Origin of the sequence: Brevibacterium sp. CS2 (genome assembly GCF_005280295.1) — a bacterium.
Classification (GTDB): domain Bacteria; phylum Actinomycetota; class Actinomycetes; order Actinomycetales; family Brevibacteriaceae; genus Brevibacterium; species Brevibacterium pityocampae.
Genome location: NZ_CP040020.1, coordinates 2,662,682 through 2,680,013, shown reverse-complemented (window position 1 = coordinate 2,680,013; position 17,332 = coordinate 2,662,682). Strand labels below are relative to the sequence as shown.

Here is a 17,332-nt window from a genome sequence, read left to right as displayed (position 1 = left end):
GTCCCTACGCTATGCCACCGGGCCGCCCGGCGCATTCTCCGGGTGTTCCGATTCGGCCACACCGCGGTCCGCGCACGGGTGTGGGAGCAGCCTGCGAGAACCCCTCAGTGCGCTCCGGGCTCGACCGTGACGAAGTCGATGAGCTCCTCGACCCGACCGGAGAGCGCGGGGTCGACGTCGGCGATCGTGCTCACCGAGCGCAGGATCCGCTGCCAGGCGCGCGCGACGTCCCGCTGGTCCGAGGCCGGCCAGCCGATGCGGCGGAGCACCCCGGTCTTCCAGTCCTCCCCGCGCGGCACCTCGGGCCACGCGGCGATCCCGACGACGGCCGGGCGGACGGCCTGCCAGATGTCGACGTAGGGGTGGCCGATGAAGTGCACGACACCGGCGTAGCGCGGATCCCGGGTCACCGCCTCGGCGATCCGCATCTCCTTCGAGCCGGCCACGAGGTGGTCGGCGAGGACGCCGACCCGGTGCGCGGCATCGGGACCGAACTCGACGAGCCGGTCGGCCACGTCGTCGAGCCCGCCGAGCGGTTCGACGACGACCCCCTCGACCCGCAGGTCGTCGCCCCAGATCTTCTCCACGAGCTCCGCGTCGTGCTTGCCCTCGACCCAGATCCGCGAGCCCCGGGCCACCCGGGCGCGCGCCTCGGGCACGGCCACCGAGCCCGAGGCGGTGCGGCCGGGGAGCCCGGGTGCGCGGGACAGGGCGGACGAGGCGCACGGGGGAGCCGTCGATGAGGTAGCCCGGGCCGAGCGGGAACGGGCGCGTGCGCCCGCGCCGGTCCTCGAGGTGGACGACGTGGCCGGCGCTCGTCTTCTCGAAGCCGACGATCGCGCCCACCCAGCCGCTCTCTGCATCCTCGACGACGAGGCCCGGGGCGACGGGCACCTCGTTGGACTCCGGACGGCGCCGGGAGCGGGGGGAGGAGGCGGAGAGCACATCACGGCCGTAGGGGTCGGAATAGGTCATCAGGCCACTGTAGGTCGCCCGCACCCGGGTTTTGGGACTCACCCGCCCACAGGCGTAGGATTGGCACTCGAACATGTGGAGTGCCAGACAGTCGAGAGCCGAAGAACCGAGCAGTCGAACGGGAGCCGGACAGGGGGGGAGCGCGATGAATGACGGCCGCCGCGCCCGCGTGCTGCGGGCCATCGTCGAGGACTACGTCGCGACGAACGAGCCCGTCGGATCCAAGGCGCTCGTCGAGCGCCACGGCCTCGAGGTGTCCTCGGCGACGATCCGCAACGACATGGTCGCCCTCGAGCAGGAGGGGCTCATCGCGCAGCCGCACACCTCGGCCGGGCGCATCCCCACCGACAAGGGCTATCGGATGTTCGTCGACCGGCTCGACGAGGTCAAGCCGCTGTCCGCGGCGGAGAAGCGGGCGATCGCGCGGATCATCGAGCGCCCCGTCGACATCGACGACATGCTCGACCGCACGGTCCGCCTCCTCGCCTCGCTCACGCACCAGGTCGCCGTCGTCCAGTACCCCATGGCCACGACCTCCCAGGTGCGCCACCTCGAGCTCGTCGACATCGCCCCGCACCGCCTGCTCGTCGTCCTCATCACCGACTCCGGGCAGGTCGAGCAGCGGATCGTCGACTCCGGGATGCCGCTCGGCGAGACCGACATCGCCCTGCTGCGCGATGCGTTCAACGAGGTCCTCCACCGCACCCGGCTCGACCGGGTCGCGGCGGCCTGCGACACGGTGAGCGTGCCGCCGGGGCTGCGGGACGTCGCCGCCGCGATCAGCGAGGTCGTCACCGATCTCGCCCGCTCGACCCGGCAGGACCGGCTCGTCATGGCCGGCACCGCGAACCTCGCCCGCTCCGGGCGGGACCTCGGAGCGCACATCGGCCCCCTGCTCGAGGCCTTCGAGGAGCAGGTCGTGCTCCTCAAGCTGCTGACCTCGATGGTCGCGGAGACCGGGCGCGTGAGCGTGCGGATCGGCCGGGAGAACCCGGTCGAGTCCTTCGCGAGCACCTCGGTCGTGGCCACCGGCTACGGCACCGACGACTCCGAGGCGAAGCTCGCCGTCCTCGGCCCCACCCGCATGGACTACCCGACCACGATGGCCGCCGTGCGCGCCGTCGCCAAGTACGTCTCCGTCATCCTCTCGGAATAAGCAAAGGACTCTGAGTGAGCGATCATTACGCAACCCTGGGCGTCGACCGCGACGCCACCCCCGACGAGATCAAGAAGGCCTACCGGAGGCTCGCCCGGAAGCTCCACCCCGACGTCAACCCGGGGCACGAGGCCGAGTTCAAGGAGGTCGCCGTCGCCTACGAGATCCTCTCGGATCCGAACAAGCGGCAGACCTACGACCTCGGCGGCTCCGGCTCCGGGCAGGGATTCGGGGGCGGCGACTTCGGCGGCTTCTCCGACCTGTTCGAGACGTTCTTCGGCGGCGGCATGGGCGGGGCAGGGCGCACGCAGCCGGCCTCCCGGCAGCGGCGCGGCAAGGACGCGCTCATCGAGGTCGAGATCGACCTCGAGACGGCCGTCTTCGGCGACACCGAGACCGTCGAGATCGTCACCGCCGAGGTGTGCGGGACCTGCGACGGCGACGGTGCCCGGCCGGGCACCTCGGCGGAGACCTGCTCGCTGTGCCACGGCACCGGCAGCATTCAGCAGATGACCCGCACCCTGCTCGGCCAGATGGTCACCAATCAGACCTGCAACAACTGCGGCGGCTACGGCACCCGCATCACCGACCCGTGCACGAGCTGCGGCGGCGACGGCCGCGTCCGAGCGGAGCGCTCGCTGCCCGTGCGGATCCCCGCCGGCGTGTCCGACGGCGTGCGCATCAAGCTCGCCGGGCAGGGCGAGGTGGGTCCGGGCGGGGGACCGCCCGGTGACCTCTACCTCGAGATCCGGGTGATCGACCACCCGGTCTTCACCCGCGACGGCGACCACCTGCGGTGCATGCTCACCGTCCCGATGACCGCTGCCGCCCTGGGCTCCGCGGTCCAGCTCGAGACCTTCGACGGGGTGCAGACGATCGAGATCGAGCCCGGTCTCCAGTCCGGCACCGTCAAGCGCCTGCCCGGTCTCGGGGCCACCCGCCTGCGGCACTCCTCGCGCGGGGACATGCTCGTCACCGTCGTCGTGCAGACGCCGAACAAGCTCGACGCCCGGCAGCGGGAGCTGCTCGAGCAGCTCGCCGAGGCGCGCGACGAGGTCGAGCCCGAGGCGATCGTCGGCGAGCAGTCGAAGAGCCGCTTCAGCCGGATCCGGGAGAGGTTCGCCGGCCGGTGAGCCTCCCTGTCTACCTCGCCGACGGGCTCGCCCCGGCACCGGTGGGCGAGCGGGTGGCGTGCGGGCCCGACGTGGCCGGCCACGCAGTCCGCGTGCGCCGGATGCGCACCGGCGAACCCCTCCAGCTCGTCGACGGCCGCGGCCTGCGGATCACCGGCACGATCACGGCGGCCGCACCGGATGCGCTCACCGTCGAGGTCACCGCATGCACCCGGGACCCGGAGCCGGCACCCGGCCTTGTGCTCGTCCAGGCGCTCGCCAAGCAGGACCGCGACCTCCAGGCGATCGAGGCCGCGACCGAGGTCGGCGTCGACGCCGTCGTCCCGTGGGCGGCGCAGCGCTCGATCGCCGACTGGCCGGCGAAGAAGCAGGCGAAGATGATCCAGAGATGGGAGAACACGCTGCGCGCGGCGACCCTCCAGGCCCGCCGCAGCCGCATTCCCGAGCTCGCCGGGCTCGCCCGCGGCACCGGGCTGACCACTGCGTTCGCCCCCGGTGACCACGTCCTCGTGCTCCATGAGGAGGCCGCGGTGCATCTGCCCACCGCACTCGCCCGGCGCCCGGCGGACACCGCACGGATCGTCCTCGTCGTCGGACCGGAGGGCGGGATCGCCCCGGAGGAGATCGCGGCGTGCACCGAGGCCGGCGCGGTGCCGGTGCGCCTCGGCGACACCGTGCTGCGGACCTCCTCGGCCGGCCCCGTCGGCCTCGCCCTGTGCCAGATGCTCCTCGGGCGCTGGGCCGATGCTCATGTCGGTTCCGAGCCCGCCGTCGATTCCGAGCCCGCGGCCCCTGCCGGTCCCGGCGCGACCCGATAGACTGTCGCCGGTGGACACCGCCGCAGCGAAAGGACACCCCCTGAACCCCGCATCCCTCCCGTCGAAGGTCCGGCTCTCCGTGCCCGAGGGCATCGATCTCGTCGCGCTCTTCGGCCCCGCCGAGGCGAACCTCCGGGTGCTCGAGGAGCTCGCACCCGACGTCGACATCCACTGCCGGGAGCGCGACCTCACGCTCGAGGGCCCGACTGACGACGTCGACGCGCTCGTCACGACGATCGGCGAGCTCAAGAAGCTCGTGGCCGCCGGCCACCGGATCGACGAGGAGACCGTCGGGCGGGTGCACCGGATGGAGGTGCCCGGCGCCTCGGCCTCCGAGGTGCTCGGTGAGAACATCCTGTCCTCCCGCGGGCGCACCGTGCGGCCCAAAACCTTCGGCCAGCACCAGTACGTCAACGCGATCCGCACCCACACCATCACCTTCGGCGTGGGACCGGCCGGCACCGGCAAGACGTACCTCGCGATGGCGATGGCGGTCAACGCGCTCCAGCACAAGGACGTGTCCCGGATCATCCTCACCCGCCCGGCGGTCGAGGCCGGCGAGAAGCTCGGCTTCCTGCCCGGCACCCTCAACGAGAAGATCGACCCCTACGTGCGGCCGCTCTACGATGCGCTCCACGACATGATCGAGCCCGACCGGATCCGGCTGCTCCTCGACTCCGGGACGATCGAGGTCGCGCCGCTGGCCTACATGCGCGGGCGCACCCTCAACGATGCGTTCGTCATCCTCGACGAGGCGCAGAACACGACGCCGGAGCAGATGAAGATGTTCCTCACCCGACTCGGCTTCAACTCCCGGATGGTCGTCACCGGCGACGCCACGCAGATCGACCTGCCCGGCGGCACCCGGAGCGGCCTCAAGGTCGTCCGCGACATCCTCTCCGGGGTCGACGACATCGCCTTCTGCGAGCTCACGAGCAAGGACGTCGTGCGCCACAGCCTCGTGTCGGCGATCGTCGACGCCTACGACCTGTGGTCCGCCGCGGAGGAGTCCGCGCCCGGCCGGTCCCGGAAGGGCGGCAGGGGATGAGCGTCGAGATCGGCAACGAGACCGATTACGACATCGCGCTCCGCGAGGTCGAGGAGCTCACCGCGCACGTGCTCGAGCGGATGGGCATCCACCCCGCCGCCGAGGTGTACGTCCGGTTCGCCTCCGAGGAGGCGATGAGCGAGCTCCACGTCGAGTGGATGGACCTGCCCGGCCCCACCGACGTCATGTCCTTCCCGATGGACGAGCTGCGGCCCGGGGATACGGATGCCGAGGGCACGCTCGGCGACATCGTCATCTGCCCCGCCGTCGCCGCCGAGCAGGCGCAGCGCGCCGGGCACACCCTGCACGACGAGGTCCTCCTCCTCACCGTCCACGGCCTGCTCCACCTCATGGGCTACGACCACGGGGAGCCGGCGGAGAAGGAGGAGATGTTCGGTCTGCAGCGCAACCTCCTCCTCACCTGGTTCTCCGAGAGGGAGCCGGGCCGCACCTCGGTGCCCGAGCCGACGGAGGACTGAGCCGCCGTGATCCTGCTGTTCTTCGCCCTCGCGCTCGTCTGCCTCGCCGTGGCCGCGATGCTCGCCGCCGCGGACGCCGCACTCTGGGCGGTGTCCCATCACCAGATCGCCGACGCGGTCGAGGACGGTCGCCGCGGCGCCGCCAAGGTCGCCCGGATCCTCGCCGACCTGCCCACCCACATCAACGTCCTCACCTTCTCCCGTCAGGTGTTCGAGGCGATGGCCACGGTGTTCGTCGCGATGGCCTACAACGCGGTGTTCGATGCGAGCTGGCAGATGGTGCTGTGCACCGTGCTCACCGCCTCGATCGCGGTGTTCGTCGTCGCCGGGATCTCCCCGCGCACGATCGGCCGGCGGCGCTCGCTGTCGGTGTCGCTCGCCCTCGGCGGGCTCGTCGCCGGGCTGCGCACCGCGCTCGGCCCGTTCGCCCGCGTGCTCGTGTGGATGGGCAACATGCTCACCCCGGCCCAGGTGTACCGCGACGGCCCGTTCGTGTCCGAGGAGCAGCTGCGCGACCTCGTCGACCGCGCCGATGTCATCGAGGACGACGAGCGCGACATGATCAAGAGCGTGTTCGACCTCGGCGACACCCGCACCTACCGGGTCATGGTGCCGCGCACCGACCTCGTCACCGTGGACGCGGAGATCCCGCTCGCCAAGGCGATGAGCCTGTTCCTCCGCTCGGGCTTCTCCCGCATCCCGGTGATCGGCGAGGACGTCGACGACATCATCGGCGTGCTCTACCTCAAGGACGTCGCCCGCCGGCTGCACGCGCACCCGGAGGAGCAGGGCACGCCGGTCCGCGCGCTCGCCCGGTCCGTCGCCTTCGTGCCCGACACCAAGGCCGTCGACGACCTGCTGCGGCAGATGCAGCGCGAGAGCAACCACGTCGCCGTCGTCGTCGACGAGTACGGCGGCACCGCGGGGATCATCACCATCGAGGACATCGTCGAGGAGATCGTCGGCGAGATCGATGACGAGCACGACGTCGCCGACGCCGACATCGCCGAGATCACCCCGGGCGTCTTCCACGTGAGCACACGCACCCAGATCGAGGACTTCGCCGACCACTTCGACGTGCGGATCGAGGAGGACGACGTCACCACCGTCGGCGGGCTGCTGACCAAGGAGATCGGCCGCGTGCCGATCGAGGGCTCCGAGGCGGTCATCGCCGGCCTCAGCGTCCGCGCGCTGCCCGGTCAGGGCCGCCGCCACCGCATCACCCACGTCGTCGTCACCGAGACCCAGGAGGCGGTCACGCCATGACATCGCTCATCGATCCCGACGTCCCCGAGGGCCACCGCGCCGGCTTCGCCTGCTTCGTGGGGCGGCCGAACACCGGCAAGTCCACGCTGACGAACGCGCTCGTCGGGGCGAAGATCGCCATCACCTCGGCGAAGCCGCAGACCACCCGGCACACGATCCGCGGCATCGTCCACCGGCCGGACCACCAGCTCGTGCTCGTCGACACCCCGGGCCTGCACCGGCCGCGCACCCTGCTCGGCGCGCGCCTCAACGACCTCGTCGTGTCCACCCTGTCCGAGGTCGACGTCATCGGCTTCTGCCTGCCGGCGAACGAGAAGATCGGACCGGGCGACCGCTACATCGCCGAGCAGCTCCAGCAGGTTGCACGCCGCACCCCGGTCGTCGCGCTCGTGACGAAGACCGACCTCGTCGACCGGGAGCGGGTGGCGCAGGCGCTCATGGCGGTCGGCGAGCTCGGGGAGTTCGCCGACATCGTGCCGGTGTCCGCGCAGGACGACTTCCAGGTCGACACCGTGGACAGCGTGCTCGCCGGGCACCTCCCGCCCTCGCCCCGGCTGTACCCCGACGGGGAGCTCACCGACGAGCCGGAATCGGTCATGGTCGCCGAGCTCGTCCGCGAGGCGCTGCTCGAGGGTGTGCGCGACGAGCTCCCGCACTCGCTCGCGGTGCAGGTGGAGGAGATGGGGCCGCGCGAGGGCCGCGACGAGGACCACCCGCTGTGGGATGTGCACGTGAACATCTACGTCGAGCGGCCCAGCCAAAAGGCGATCGTCATCGGCAAGCGGGGTGCGCGGCTCAAGGAGATCGGCACCCGGGCGCGGCAGGGGATCCAGGCGCTCCTCGGCACCCCGATCTACCTCGACCTCCACGTCAAGGTCGCGAAGGACTGGCAGCGCGACCCCAAGCAGCTCGGGCGCCTCGGCTTCGACTTCTCCTGAGCCCCCGGCGGGTCCGCCAGGGGCTCAGGGGCTCTCAGTTCTCGACGCGGACGCCGCGTCCCGGCTGCCAGTAGAGGGTGCCGCCCTCGAAGGTCTGGCGCACCCCTCCGCCTGCGACGGGGGTCTCCTCACTGGTGGGGTAGCCGAGCCGGCCGTTCTCCCAGCCCTGGGAGCGCCAGTGGCGTTGGATGGCGCCGCGGGTGGCGTGGGCTCCGGTGTCGCGTGACCAGTGGATCTGGCCGCCCTCGAAGCGTTGGGAGGCGCCGCCGTTCTTGCGGAGTCGTCCTTTGTCTGCGAGGGGGAGGCCGAGCCAGCCGTCGGGTCCGCCGTGGGTGCGGTGGCGGGTGGCGATGGCGCCGCGGGTGGTGGTGACTCCGGTCTTCGCGGTCCAGTAGAGGGTGCCGCCCTGGAAGGTCTGGGTGGCTGCTCCTGCGTCGGTGCGGGTCTCCTCACTGGTGGGGTATCCGAGCCGACCGTTCTCCCAGCCCTGGGAGCGCCAGTGGCGTTGGATGGCGCCGCGGGTGGCGTGGGCTCCGGCGTCGCGTGACCAGTGGATCTGACCACCCTCGAAGCTCTGAGACGCACCGCCGTCGCGGAGCGCGCGCTCATCGGAAGTCGGCAGTCCGAGTGACCCCTCGGGCCCGTCGAGATCCTCGTACGTGCGTGCGATGGCGCCGGTGACGGCGTGGGCTCCGGTGTCCGGGGACCAGTAGACGGTGCCGTGCTCGAACTCCTGCTTGCGGGCGCTGGCCGGCCCGGCATCCTGTTCGGGGGAGACGGGGGCGCCGAGTTCGTCGGTGCTCGACCACTCGCGGCCGATCGCACCACGGGGGTACACGTCGTCGAGCGGCTTCATCCGCAGGTAGTCGACCCGGTCGACACGGGCGGGGAAGGGCTCATCGTGCTTCGGCGGCGGCACCCAGGTGACCGTGTCGGGGAAGACGTAGGAGTTGATGATGATCTGATACGGGTGGTCGTTGAGCGCGCTCCGGAACTCGTCGACCTCCATCCGGAGCGTCTCGGCAGTGGTCTCGGGTGTCTGTCCGCGGACCGACGGCACGAGCTGATCGTTGAAGTAGTAGCGCACCGCGTAGCCGTCCCAGGTCATCCGGTAGGTGTTCCACGCTCCCGCGATCTGCCCGGGCATGCTGTGCCCGTCCCGTCGGGTGCCGGTGGCGTTCTCGCGCTTCTCGCACGTCACATGGGTGGTGTTCGTCGTCTTGGCGCGCGCCGACAGCACCTCCGTGGTGTCGATCTCCGTCATCTGCGATTTCTCGACCCCGGGTGCCGTGCAGTACGGCTGATCATTGAGCAGCCACGCTGCGAAATACATGCCGTCGATCATGTCATCGGACATCCGTGCCCTGACTTCCATCTCGAACGGGGCGTCGTAGAGGAAATCGGTGTTGATCCGACCCGAGGTGTACATCGTGCGGGTACCCTCCGGGCACACCGCTCCGTCCGGGCTCTCGTTCTCCGCCGAGGCGATCTCGTCGCCGGTCAGGCAGTGCCGGGCAGTGCGGATCTCGAGGTCGCCGTCGCGGACTCGCACGGCATCTTTTGTATGGATCGTGTTGACATCGGAAGGGAGATTCGAGCGGGTCGTGTCGTAGACGGTCCAGCCGGTGCCCGGCAGCGGAGATTCGTCGTCGAACTCGTCGCCCGCGTCCAGTGGACGGTCCAGTCGCACCGGAAACTCGTGCGTCCATTCCGTGGTCCCGCCGATGACAGTCGGTGGGCCTGCCGACACCGCAGTGATGGTGATCGGCACTCCGGTCCGGATGCCATCGGCAGCGGTGTATCGGTCGGGCTTGGCCTAATCGAGGCCGTCCTTGGTGACTGCTGTCCCGTCGACGTCGATGTGATAGCGGACGCCGCGATCGGCCGGGATCCGCACCGAGGGTTCCCAGTCGTCGAAGGTCGGTCCCTGAGGGATGACCGGATCAGGGCCCGTCGTTGAACTTCGGGGGGATCGGAGTGACCGGTTCGTGCACCGTGAGGGTGTGCGTTCATTCGGTGGTGCCGGTGAGCACGGTCGGGGGTCCTGCAGAGACCGCGGTGACGGTGATCGGGACGCCGGCGCGGATCCCGTGCTCCGCGGTGAACGTGCCGGGTCGGGCGTAGGGCAGGCCGTCCTTGGTGACTTCGGTCCCGTCGACGTCGATGTGGAAGCGCACTCCGTGCTGCTCGTTGATGTAGACGGTGCCGTTCGTGTCATTGAACTTCGGGGCGATGGGTGTGACCGCGCCCGCAGCCGCGGCTGCAGGCAGCGTGCTCACCAGCATCACCACGCAGATCACAGCAGCGAGAACCGAACGGAGAAGTGTGCGGAGCGAGATCGTCATCGTCGAGGACCTATCTGGAGTGTGCACGACGGAGAGCCGTGTGCACCCGACCGAAACTTTGGAATCTGCTGAGTGATGCATGTGTCGTCACTGACCAAGTTACCCGAGAGTCGCGACCGGCTGTGGCAATCGCCCCCCGGCGGCGGGTCCGCGGGCGGGCGGCCTGAGTAGACTTGTGCCTTGTGAATGCATCGCAGACCGTCGCGCTGACGGACCGGAACCCGCGGGTCGCCCCCGACGAGCTCATCGCCGGTCTCGTCCCGCCGCCGCACTTCGAGAACGTGTCCTTCGACAGCTACCGGCCGGATCCCGCCCAGCCCTCGCAGGCCGAGGCCCGCGACACGCTGCGTGACTTCGTCACCGCGAAGCCCAAGCAGGGGATGCTCGCCAAACTGTTCGGCGGAGGCGAGAAGAAGGGTGCCACCAAGGGCGTCTACCTCGACGGCGGCTACGGCGTGGGCAAGACCCACCTCCTCGCCTCGGCCTGGCACGCCCACGACAAACCGGCGACGTTCGGCACCTTCGTCGAGTACACGAGCCTGATCGGAGCGCTCGGATTCCAGAAGGCTCGTGAGCAGCTCTCGCAGATGAAGCTCGTGTGCATCGACGAGTTCGAGCTCGACGACCCCGGCGACACGGTGATGATGTCCCGTCTCATGCGCGAGCTCACCGACGCCGGGGTGAAGATCGTCGCCACCTCGAACACCCTGCCCGGCGCGCTCGGCCAGGGACGTTTCGCCGCCCAGGACTTCCTGCGGGAGATCCAGGCGCTGGCCGATCAGTTCTCGGTGCAGCGGATCGACGGCGACGACTACCGCCACCGCGGAGCGCCCACCCCGCCCGAGGCGCTCACCTCAGCGGAGCTCGACGAGCTCGCGGGGAACGCCGAGGGCATCGTCGCCCGGGATCGGTTCGGGGAGCTCCTCGACCACCTCTCGACCGTCCACCCCTCGCGCTACGGCCGGATGCTCGGTGACGTCGACGCGGTTCTCTGGGACGATGTCGAGACGATCGAGAACGAGGGCGTCGCGCTGCGGTTCGTCGCCCTCGTCGACCGGATGTACGACCGCGGCGTCGACATCCACAACTCCGGCGCCCGTCTCGACGCGGTCTTCACCGACGACATGCTCGCCGGCGGCTACAAGAAGAAGTATCTCCGCTGCCTGTCGCGCCTCACCGCGCTGGCCGGCCGGGAGGAGAAGTGAGTGTGAAGATCCGGCCCGCCGAGGTGCCGCCGCTCGCGGCCAACGTCCCGCAGGCCGCACCGAGCGAGGTCGCCGACCTCCTCCGGTTCGCTCCCGGCAACAGCTTCGATGCCGTCGACCCCGAGGCCACACCCGGGTTCTCCGGCGGTAAGGCCGACGGGAAGATCGCGCAGTCGCTCGACAACGCGGTGCTCTCCGACCTCCAGGAGCGCCTGTTCGCCAACGCCGCCGTCAACGGCCTCCAGCACTCGGTGCTGCTCATCATCCAGGGTCGCGACAGCGCAGGGAAGGGCGGGCTCGTCAAACACGTCGTCGGCGCTTTGAGCCCGCACGGCGTCGAGGTCGCGGCGTTCGGCGTGCCCACCGCGGAGGAGGCGGCGCACTACTTCCTGTGGCGCGTCTACCGGCGGCTGCCGCGCTGGGGCAACATCGGCGTGTTCGACCGCTCCCACTACGAGGACATCCTCGCGGTGCGGATGCACGGCCTGGCCCCGCAGAAGGTGTGGGAGGAGCGCTACGACGTCATCAACGAGTTCGAGGAGGGCCTCCACGAGAGCGGCATCCGCGTGGTCAAGGTCATGCTCACGATCTCGCCCGACGAGCAGGAGGAGCGGCTGCGCGACCGTCTCGTCCGGGCCGACAAGCAGTGGAAGCACTCCGCATCCGACATCTCCGATCGTGCCGCATGGGGGAACTACACGACAGCGTTCCAGGACGTGCTCGACCGGACCTCACGCGCCGGGGCACCATGGTTCGTCGTGCCGGCGAACCGGAAGTGGTACTCGCGCTGGGCCGTCACCCGGATCCTCATCAACGAGCTCCAGCAGCTCGGTCTCGAATGGCCGCAGGGCGATTTCGACCCGGCCGCGGAGCTTGCACGACTCGAGGCGAGCAGGCCGAAGAAGTCCTAGCGCTGCGAGGCGGTACAACCTCCCTGGACATCACAGCTAGTCGAGGCCGAGCCAGCCGGGGACGAGCCAGCCGGGCACCCAGGACGGCAGGCCGATGAGGCGCAGCATCGTCCATACCACGGCGAGCACGAAGGCGCAGGTGGCGCCGGCGACGAGCAGGCGGACGCTCCAGTGGCGGCGGGTCAGCCACACCGTCCAGCGGTGGAGGAGTGCTCGGCCCCAGTGGAGGAGGTCGCGCGCCCATTCGAACTCGGAGGCGACGATCGCGACGCCGACGAAGACGATGACCCAGCCCGGGCCCGGCAGCGGTACGAGCACGAGCCCGCCGGCGATGATGAGCCCGCCGAGGGTGCCGACGCACCATTTGTAGACGAACGAGGCCTGGGGGTTGCGGTGGATCGTCGCGCGCCAGCGGAAGAAGCCCAGGCGGGCACGGCGCAACCAGGAGGGGCCGTGCTTGTGCGAACGCGACAGCCAGCCCGCCGGTCTCGTGTCCCTCGCTCCCACGCGCTCCAGTGTATTGATCGCGCGTGGGAGCTCGCTGAACCGGGTGGACCGGGGGAGGCGTCCTCGCAGGTGAGTGCGCCTCGTCCGGATCGGGTGTGAGGAGCGTCACGCGACCGGATGCCGATGGAGATTTGGCATCGGGGAGGTGACCGTATAGAGTGGTTTTTCGTTGCCGGGGAGATCCCGGAGACATGCGGACGTGGCTCAGCTGGTAGAGCATCACCTTGCCAAGGTGAGGGTCGCGGGTTCGAATCCCGTCGTCCGCTCGGAGACAGGCCTGGCCGTCTCACGGTGGAGTGGCCGAGAGGCGAGGCAGCGGCCTGCAAAGCCGTATACGGGGGTTCGAATCCCCTCTCCACCTCAGGTTCGGCCCGGTCAGACGGGCAGAGCGCGATTGGCGCAGCGGTAGCGCGCTTCCTTCACACGGAAGAGGTCACTGGTTCGATCCCAGTATCGCGCACGGCAGGCCCTCACGGGTCTCCAGTGCACAGCCCTTCGGCATCTTGTCGGAGCGGATGAGCGCGATTGGCGCAGCGGTAGCGCGCTTCCCTGACACGGAAGAGGTCACTGGTTCGATCCCAGTATCGCGCACAGCAGGACGAGTGCCGGGTGGACATCCACCCGGCACTCTCCGCATTCACCCCTCAATTTACGAAGGTTCCTGAGAGCGATTCCGCGATTCTTCGCAATGTCGATGGGTGCCGGGAGGCCTCAGAACCCTCCGAACGAACAGGTGCCGAGCTGCCGTGGCGCGGGGTCCCCGTGGCGTCCCGCATCCGCTGCCGAGGTGCTCTTCCCGTTGCTGTGACGCCCGCAGGCGAGGTGACCGCCTGTTCCGGCATCCCTCGGCTGAGGTGGCCGCTCGCTCTCGGCACCGCCATTGCCGCGGTGCCCTCTCGCCTCACCGCTGAGGTGCCCTTCTCGCCACGGCGTGCCTGTGACCGGGGCTGTCGCTGGCGCTGGGGCCCGCGATGCTCCGATCCGGCATATCGATCACGCGAGACCGCATCGTGACGGGGGCGGGTCAAGTCCCTTGGAGTGGTGTAGCGGTTGGATCCTTCGTTAGGGGTCTCAGGCGCTGAGTTCGAGTGGGATGTCGGTGTCGGTGCTCACCTCGTCTCCGGTGTTCTCGACGGCCGTGAGTCGGCAACGGGCCAGGACCTCGAGCCCGAGGTAGCGGCGCCCTTCGGCCCATTCATCGGTCTGCTCAGCCAGCACCGCCCCGACCAGCCGCACGATCGCGGACCGATTAGGGAAGATCCCCACGGCGTCGGTCCGGCGACGGATCTCACGGTTGAGCCTCTCGGCAGGGTTGTTCGACCAGATCTGGGCCCAGACATCCTTCGGGAACGTGGTAAAGGCCAGGATGTCCGCCCGCGCCACGTCGAGATGCTCGCCGACCTGCGGCAGCTTCTCAGTCACGTAGTCCAAGAGCCGATCGAACTGGGCATCCACGGCCGCGGCGTCGGGCTGGTCGTACACGCTGTGCAGCATCGCCTTCACCGCCGGCCACATGGACTTCGGGGTGATGCCCATCAGGTTCGCCGCGTAGTGAGTCCGGCAGCGCTGCCACACCGCGCCGGGCAGATTCGCAGCGATCGCGTCCTTCAACCCGGCGTGGGCGTCGGACGTGACCAGACGGACCCCAGCCAGCCCACGGGCGACGAGGTCAGCGAAGAACTCGTTCCACGCCGCCCCTGTCTCACTGGTGGCCACCCGCAGTCCGAGGACCTCTCGGTGACCATCACCGTTGACGCCAGTGGCCAGCAGGGCGACGGCGTTGACCACCCGTCCGTTCTCGCGGACCTTCATCGTCAGCGCGTCGGCGGCGACGAACGTGAACGGGCCGGACTCATCGAGGGGCCGGTGGCGGAAAGCCTCGACCTGCTCATCGAGATCCGCTGCCATCCGGGAGACCTGGGACTTCGACAACGCGTTGATGCCCAGGGTCTTGACGAGCTTGTCCATCCGTCTCGTGGAGACTCCGGCGAGGTAGCAGTCCGCGATGACCGTGATCAGAGCCGACTCTGCACGCTTGCGGCGCTCGAGCAGCCATTCCGGGAAGTACGTGCCTTGTCGCAGCTTCGGGATGGCCACGTCGAGCGTCCCGACCCGGGTGTCGAGCTCCCGGTGGCGGTAGCCGTTACGCCTGGCCGTCCGGTCCGGGGAGGACTTGCCCCACTCGGCACCAACAACGGCATCGGCGTCCGCGGACAGCAGGGTATTGATCATGGTCTGCAGCAGGGTACGCATCATGTCCGGGGAGGCTTCGGACAGGGCTTCACCCAGCAGGCCGGCAGGGTCGATAATGTGAGGAGCGGTCATCGTTGTGACTCCGTTCGAGGATTCTTGGAAGGTTGACTCGAAGGATCACACGGTGGCCGCGTCCACATCAGGAGCGATGTGCCCGGGCCTCCGTGCGTTACACCACTCTATGGGGCACTACCCGGGGGCGACAGATTTCAGGAATGCTTCGGGGTTGTGCGCGGCGTGCAATGACGTGAAGGAGAACCCGGGGTGGACGCACGAGGCGGACCCCGGCCGGCTCATCGTCACGACCCCGACCGGTGCGCGCTATGAGGCGGCCACGCCGCCGTCGATCGGAGGAGCGTACTGGCAACCAGCACACTCGCCTCCCAGCCGTGGTGCACCCCCACCACAGGGCGCACCGGCGGCTTCCGACCAGGGCGATCTGCTGCCCGATGGGGCGGGCGGCAGCGCCCGTGCCCCAGTTGTGCGGCTCATCCGACTGCGGCCGTCGGTCGCCGGACCGGGAACCGGGTACCGGCGGGGGAGTGCGCAGGAGAAATGGTTCCGTGCGTACCTCAGCGCCCACCGTGCCGGATGAACGGGCCTGAACCTCGAGGAGACGGTGTGCTTTCCGCGGGTCGGCTCGTGGCCGACGGTCGACTACGACCCGCGAGCTCGACCCGGGCCAGGGGCTCAAGGGTACCCACACCCACCGCGAGATCACCGACGAGCAGATCGTCGAAGAGCTGGAACTGATGTTCCACGACCACGATGTCCTGACCGCACAGCTGGAGCGCGCCGGTTTCGAGCTCACCGCTGTGGGTGGCGACTGGCGCCGGACGCCCTTCGACGGCACCCAGCCGATCACGGTTCTCGAGGCGCGCGCAGCAGCACCCCACGGCTGTGAGCACGGACAGCGCACAGAGTGTGGAGATGGCACGCTCCGGCGCCGACGACCGGTCACCTGCCGGTTCGGAACGGTCGCGTGCCGATTCGGAATGCATGTTGTTCTCGAATTGGAACGGACGGTGGCACGGATTCCCCGGGACTGCCGCTAACCTGGATCTGTCACGATCACGAATCATCCCTGCGAACGCAGAAAGTGCAGGCGCAACGATGTCCTCACCTCAGAACCCCTACGGCTCTGATCCGAACAATCCGTACGGCAACCAGCCCGATCCTCAGGCCGGCGGCTCCTACGGCTCCGACCAGGGCTACCAGGCTCCGCAGTACGGCTCGCAGCCCGGCGGCTACGGCGATCAGCAGGGCTACGGCTCGCAGCCCGGCGGCTACGGCGACCAGTACGGCAGCCAGCCCGAGTACCAGGCCGCCGGTGGCTACGGCGACCAGCAGGGCTACGGGCAGCAGGGATATGACCAGCAGGGCTACGGCAGCGGCCCGCAGGCCTACGGCAGCGACCAGTTCAGTCCCGCCTACGACGGCAACGACCCCTACAACTCCGGTTACGGCTACGGCGGCGGCGACCCCAAGGCACGCAACATCTGGGGCATCCTCGCCCTCATCGCCGGCATCCTCGCCCTGCTGAGCTCCTTCGGCGCACTCATCCCGATCGCGGGCATCTTCATCGGCATCTTCGCCCTCGTCGTCGGCATCGTCGCCGTGATCTTCGGCTTCGTCGGCCTCAACGCCGCCAAGAAGGGCAAGGCCACGAACAAGGGCCTGAGCATCACCGGTCTCATCCTCGGTGCATTGGCCATCGTGCTCTCCATCGTCCTCGCGATCGCGAGCACCTTCTGGTTCGTCGACCAGGTGGAGCAGTCGAGCACCGGCGCCGCCAGCACTGCGCCGGCCGACCCGAACAGCGACCCCGCGCAGGAGCCCAGCGAACCCGTCGAGGAATCGACCGCAGCGGCTCCCGAGGAGACCGAGGACGCCGCACCCCCGGCATCGGGCGAGGGCGTCACCCTCACCGACGGTGTGACGATGAGTGCTTCCGTCGGCGCGGACAAGGTCGAGGAGTTCTCCGCCCCGGCGACCGGCGGTGAGATCGCCCGCGTCGAGTTCACCATCGACAACACCTCCGGCGAGGAGTTCGACCCCGGCTTCCCGCTGATCGAATGCACCTACTCGGGCGGCACCTGCGAGGACGTCTTCAACGGCGCCGAGTACGACGGCGGGCTGTCCTTCGCCCCCGTGCCGGCCGGCGAGTCGGAGACCTTCGTCATGGGCTTCATGGTGCCGGAGGCCGACATCGACTCGATCGAGCTCTCGGTCGCGATCAGCAACTCCGACCAGGGCATCGGCAACCCGTACATCTTCACCCGCGGCTGACCACCGCTG

At 69.5% G+C, this 17,332-nt stretch carries 14 protein-coding genes, 4 tRNA genes and 1 pseudogene; 14 read left to right on the top strand and 5 right to left on the bottom strand.

Going from position 1 to position 17,332, the window contains the following annotated elements; genetic code table 11:
* Window positions 1-104 precede the first annotated feature (104 nt).
* Window positions 105-975, bottom strand: a pseudogene (locus FDF13_RS12090) (DUF3097 domain-containing protein).
* 145 nt (window positions 976-1,120) lie between these two features.
* Between FDF13_RS12090 and hrcA the strand changes: the two are divergent.
* From hrcA to era, 7 genes are read left to right on the top strand one after another with little or no spacing between them, the layout of a single operon-like run.
* A complete protein-coding gene (gene hrcA, locus FDF13_RS12085; RefSeq protein WP_137319858.1) occupies window positions 1,121-2,131 on the top strand; it encodes a heat-inducible transcriptional repressor HrcA in 1,011 nt (336 codons plus the stop codon).
* A gap of 14 nt (window positions 2,132-2,145) precedes the next feature.
* On the top strand, window positions 2,146-3,264 hold the full coding sequence (gene dnaJ, locus FDF13_RS12080; RefSeq protein WP_137319857.1) for a molecular chaperone DnaJ: 1,119 nt from the start codon (window positions 2,146-2,148) through the stop codon (window positions 3,262-3,264).
* Window positions 3,261-4,082, top strand: coding sequence for a 16S rRNA (uracil(1498)-N(3))-methyltransferase (locus tag FDF13_RS12075; RefSeq protein WP_137319856.1), 822 nt, complete (start codon window positions 3,261-3,263; stop codon window positions 4,080-4,082). Before dnaJ ends, FDF13_RS12075 begins: the two co-directional genes overlap by 4 nt.
* Window positions 4,083-4,092: 10 nt before the next feature.
* The gene (locus tag FDF13_RS12070) at window positions 4,093-5,130 is read left to right on the top strand and encodes a PhoH family protein (RefSeq protein ID WP_254668795.1); all 1,038 of its coding nucleotides are present in this window, start codon (window positions 4,093-4,095) and stop codon (window positions 5,128-5,130) included.
* The gene (gene ybeY, locus FDF13_RS12065) at window positions 5,127-5,609 is read left to right on the top strand and encodes an rRNA maturation RNase YbeY (RefSeq protein WP_137319854.1); all 483 of its coding nucleotides are present in this window, start codon (window positions 5,127-5,129) and stop codon (window positions 5,607-5,609) included. Before FDF13_RS12070 ends, ybeY begins: the two co-directional genes overlap by 4 nt.
* 6 nt (window positions 5,610-5,615) lie before the next feature.
* Window positions 5,616-6,875, top strand: a complete 1,260-nt coding sequence (locus tag FDF13_RS12060) for a hemolysin family protein (protein ID WP_368074039.1) — start codon at window positions 5,616-5,618, stop codon at window positions 6,873-6,875.
* Complete coding sequence (era, locus tag FDF13_RS12055; protein ID WP_137319853.1) at window positions 6,872-7,813, top strand: GTPase Era; 942 nt, start codon at window positions 6,872-6,874, stop codon at window positions 7,811-7,813. Before FDF13_RS12060 ends, era begins: the two co-directional genes overlap by 4 nt.
* A gap of 34 nt (window positions 7,814-7,847) precedes the next feature.
* Here era and FDF13_RS12050 read toward each other — a convergent pair whose 3' ends face one another.
* Both FDF13_RS12050 and FDF13_RS12045 read right to left on the bottom strand, forming a co-directional pair.
* Window positions 7,848-9,503, bottom strand: coding sequence for a family 16 glycosylhydrolase (locus FDF13_RS12050; protein WP_137319852.1), 1,656 nt, complete (start codon window positions 9,501-9,503; stop codon window positions 7,848-7,850).
* A gap of 319 nt (window positions 9,504-9,822) precedes the next feature.
* Entirely contained in the window at window positions 9,823-10,092 is a 270-nt protein-coding gene (locus tag FDF13_RS12045) for a hypothetical protein (RefSeq protein WP_137319851.1), read from the bottom strand.
* A 248-nt stretch (window positions 10,093-10,340) separates the two neighbouring features.
* On the opposite strand from FDF13_RS12045, the gene zapE reads away from it, so the two are divergent.
* Both zapE and FDF13_RS12035 read left to right on the top strand, forming a co-directional pair.
* Window positions 10,341-11,363 (top strand): cell division protein ZapE, encoded by a 1,023-nt coding sequence (zapE, locus tag FDF13_RS12040; RefSeq protein ID WP_137319850.1) that lies wholly within the window; start codon window positions 10,341-10,343, stop codon window positions 11,361-11,363.
* A gap of 2 nt (window positions 11,364-11,365) precedes the next feature.
* The gene (locus tag FDF13_RS12035) at window positions 11,366-12,274 is read left to right on the top strand and encodes a PPK2 family polyphosphate kinase (protein WP_254668794.1); all 909 of its coding nucleotides are present in this window, start codon (window positions 11,366-11,368) and stop codon (window positions 12,272-12,274) included.
* 36 nt (window positions 12,275-12,310) lie between these two features.
* Here FDF13_RS12035 and FDF13_RS12030 read toward each other — a convergent pair whose 3' ends face one another.
* A complete protein-coding gene (locus FDF13_RS12030; RefSeq protein ID WP_254668793.1) occupies window positions 12,311-12,781 on the bottom strand; it encodes a TIGR02611 family protein in 471 nt (156 codons plus the stop codon).
* 193 nt (window positions 12,782-12,974) lie between these two features.
* Here FDF13_RS12030 and FDF13_RS12025 point away from each other — a divergent pair.
* The 4 genes from FDF13_RS12025 to FDF13_RS12010 all read left to right on the top strand — a co-directional run bounded on the left by FDF13_RS12025 (window position 12,975) and on the right by FDF13_RS12010 (window position 13,372).
* Window positions 12,975-13,047, top strand: a tRNA-Gly gene (locus FDF13_RS12025).
* A gap of 24 nt (window positions 13,048-13,071) precedes the next feature.
* A tRNA-Cys gene (locus FDF13_RS12020) sits at window positions 13,072-13,142 on the top strand.
* A gap of 27 nt (window positions 13,143-13,169) precedes the next feature.
* A tRNA-Val gene (locus tag FDF13_RS12015) sits at window positions 13,170-13,241 on the top strand.
* Between the two features lie 59 nt (window positions 13,242-13,300).
* Window positions 13,301-13,372, top strand: a tRNA-Val gene (locus FDF13_RS12010).
* A 480-nt stretch (window positions 13,373-13,852) separates the two neighbouring features.
* Here FDF13_RS12010 and FDF13_RS12005 read toward each other — a convergent pair.
* Window positions 13,853-15,106, bottom strand: a complete 1,254-nt coding sequence (locus FDF13_RS12005; RefSeq protein WP_137319849.1) for an IS256 family transposase — start codon at window positions 15,104-15,106, stop codon at window positions 13,853-13,855.
* Window positions 15,107-16,147: 1,041 nt separating this feature from the next.
* Between FDF13_RS12005 and FDF13_RS15485 the strand changes: the two genes are divergently transcribed.
* Window positions 16,148-17,323 carry a DUF308 domain-containing protein gene (locus FDF13_RS15485; protein ID WP_137319848.1) on the top strand — a complete coding sequence of 392 codons (1,176 nt, stop codon included), beginning with the start codon at window positions 16,148-16,150 and terminating at the stop codon, window positions 17,321-17,323.
* Window positions 17,324-17,332 lie beyond the last annotated feature (9 nt).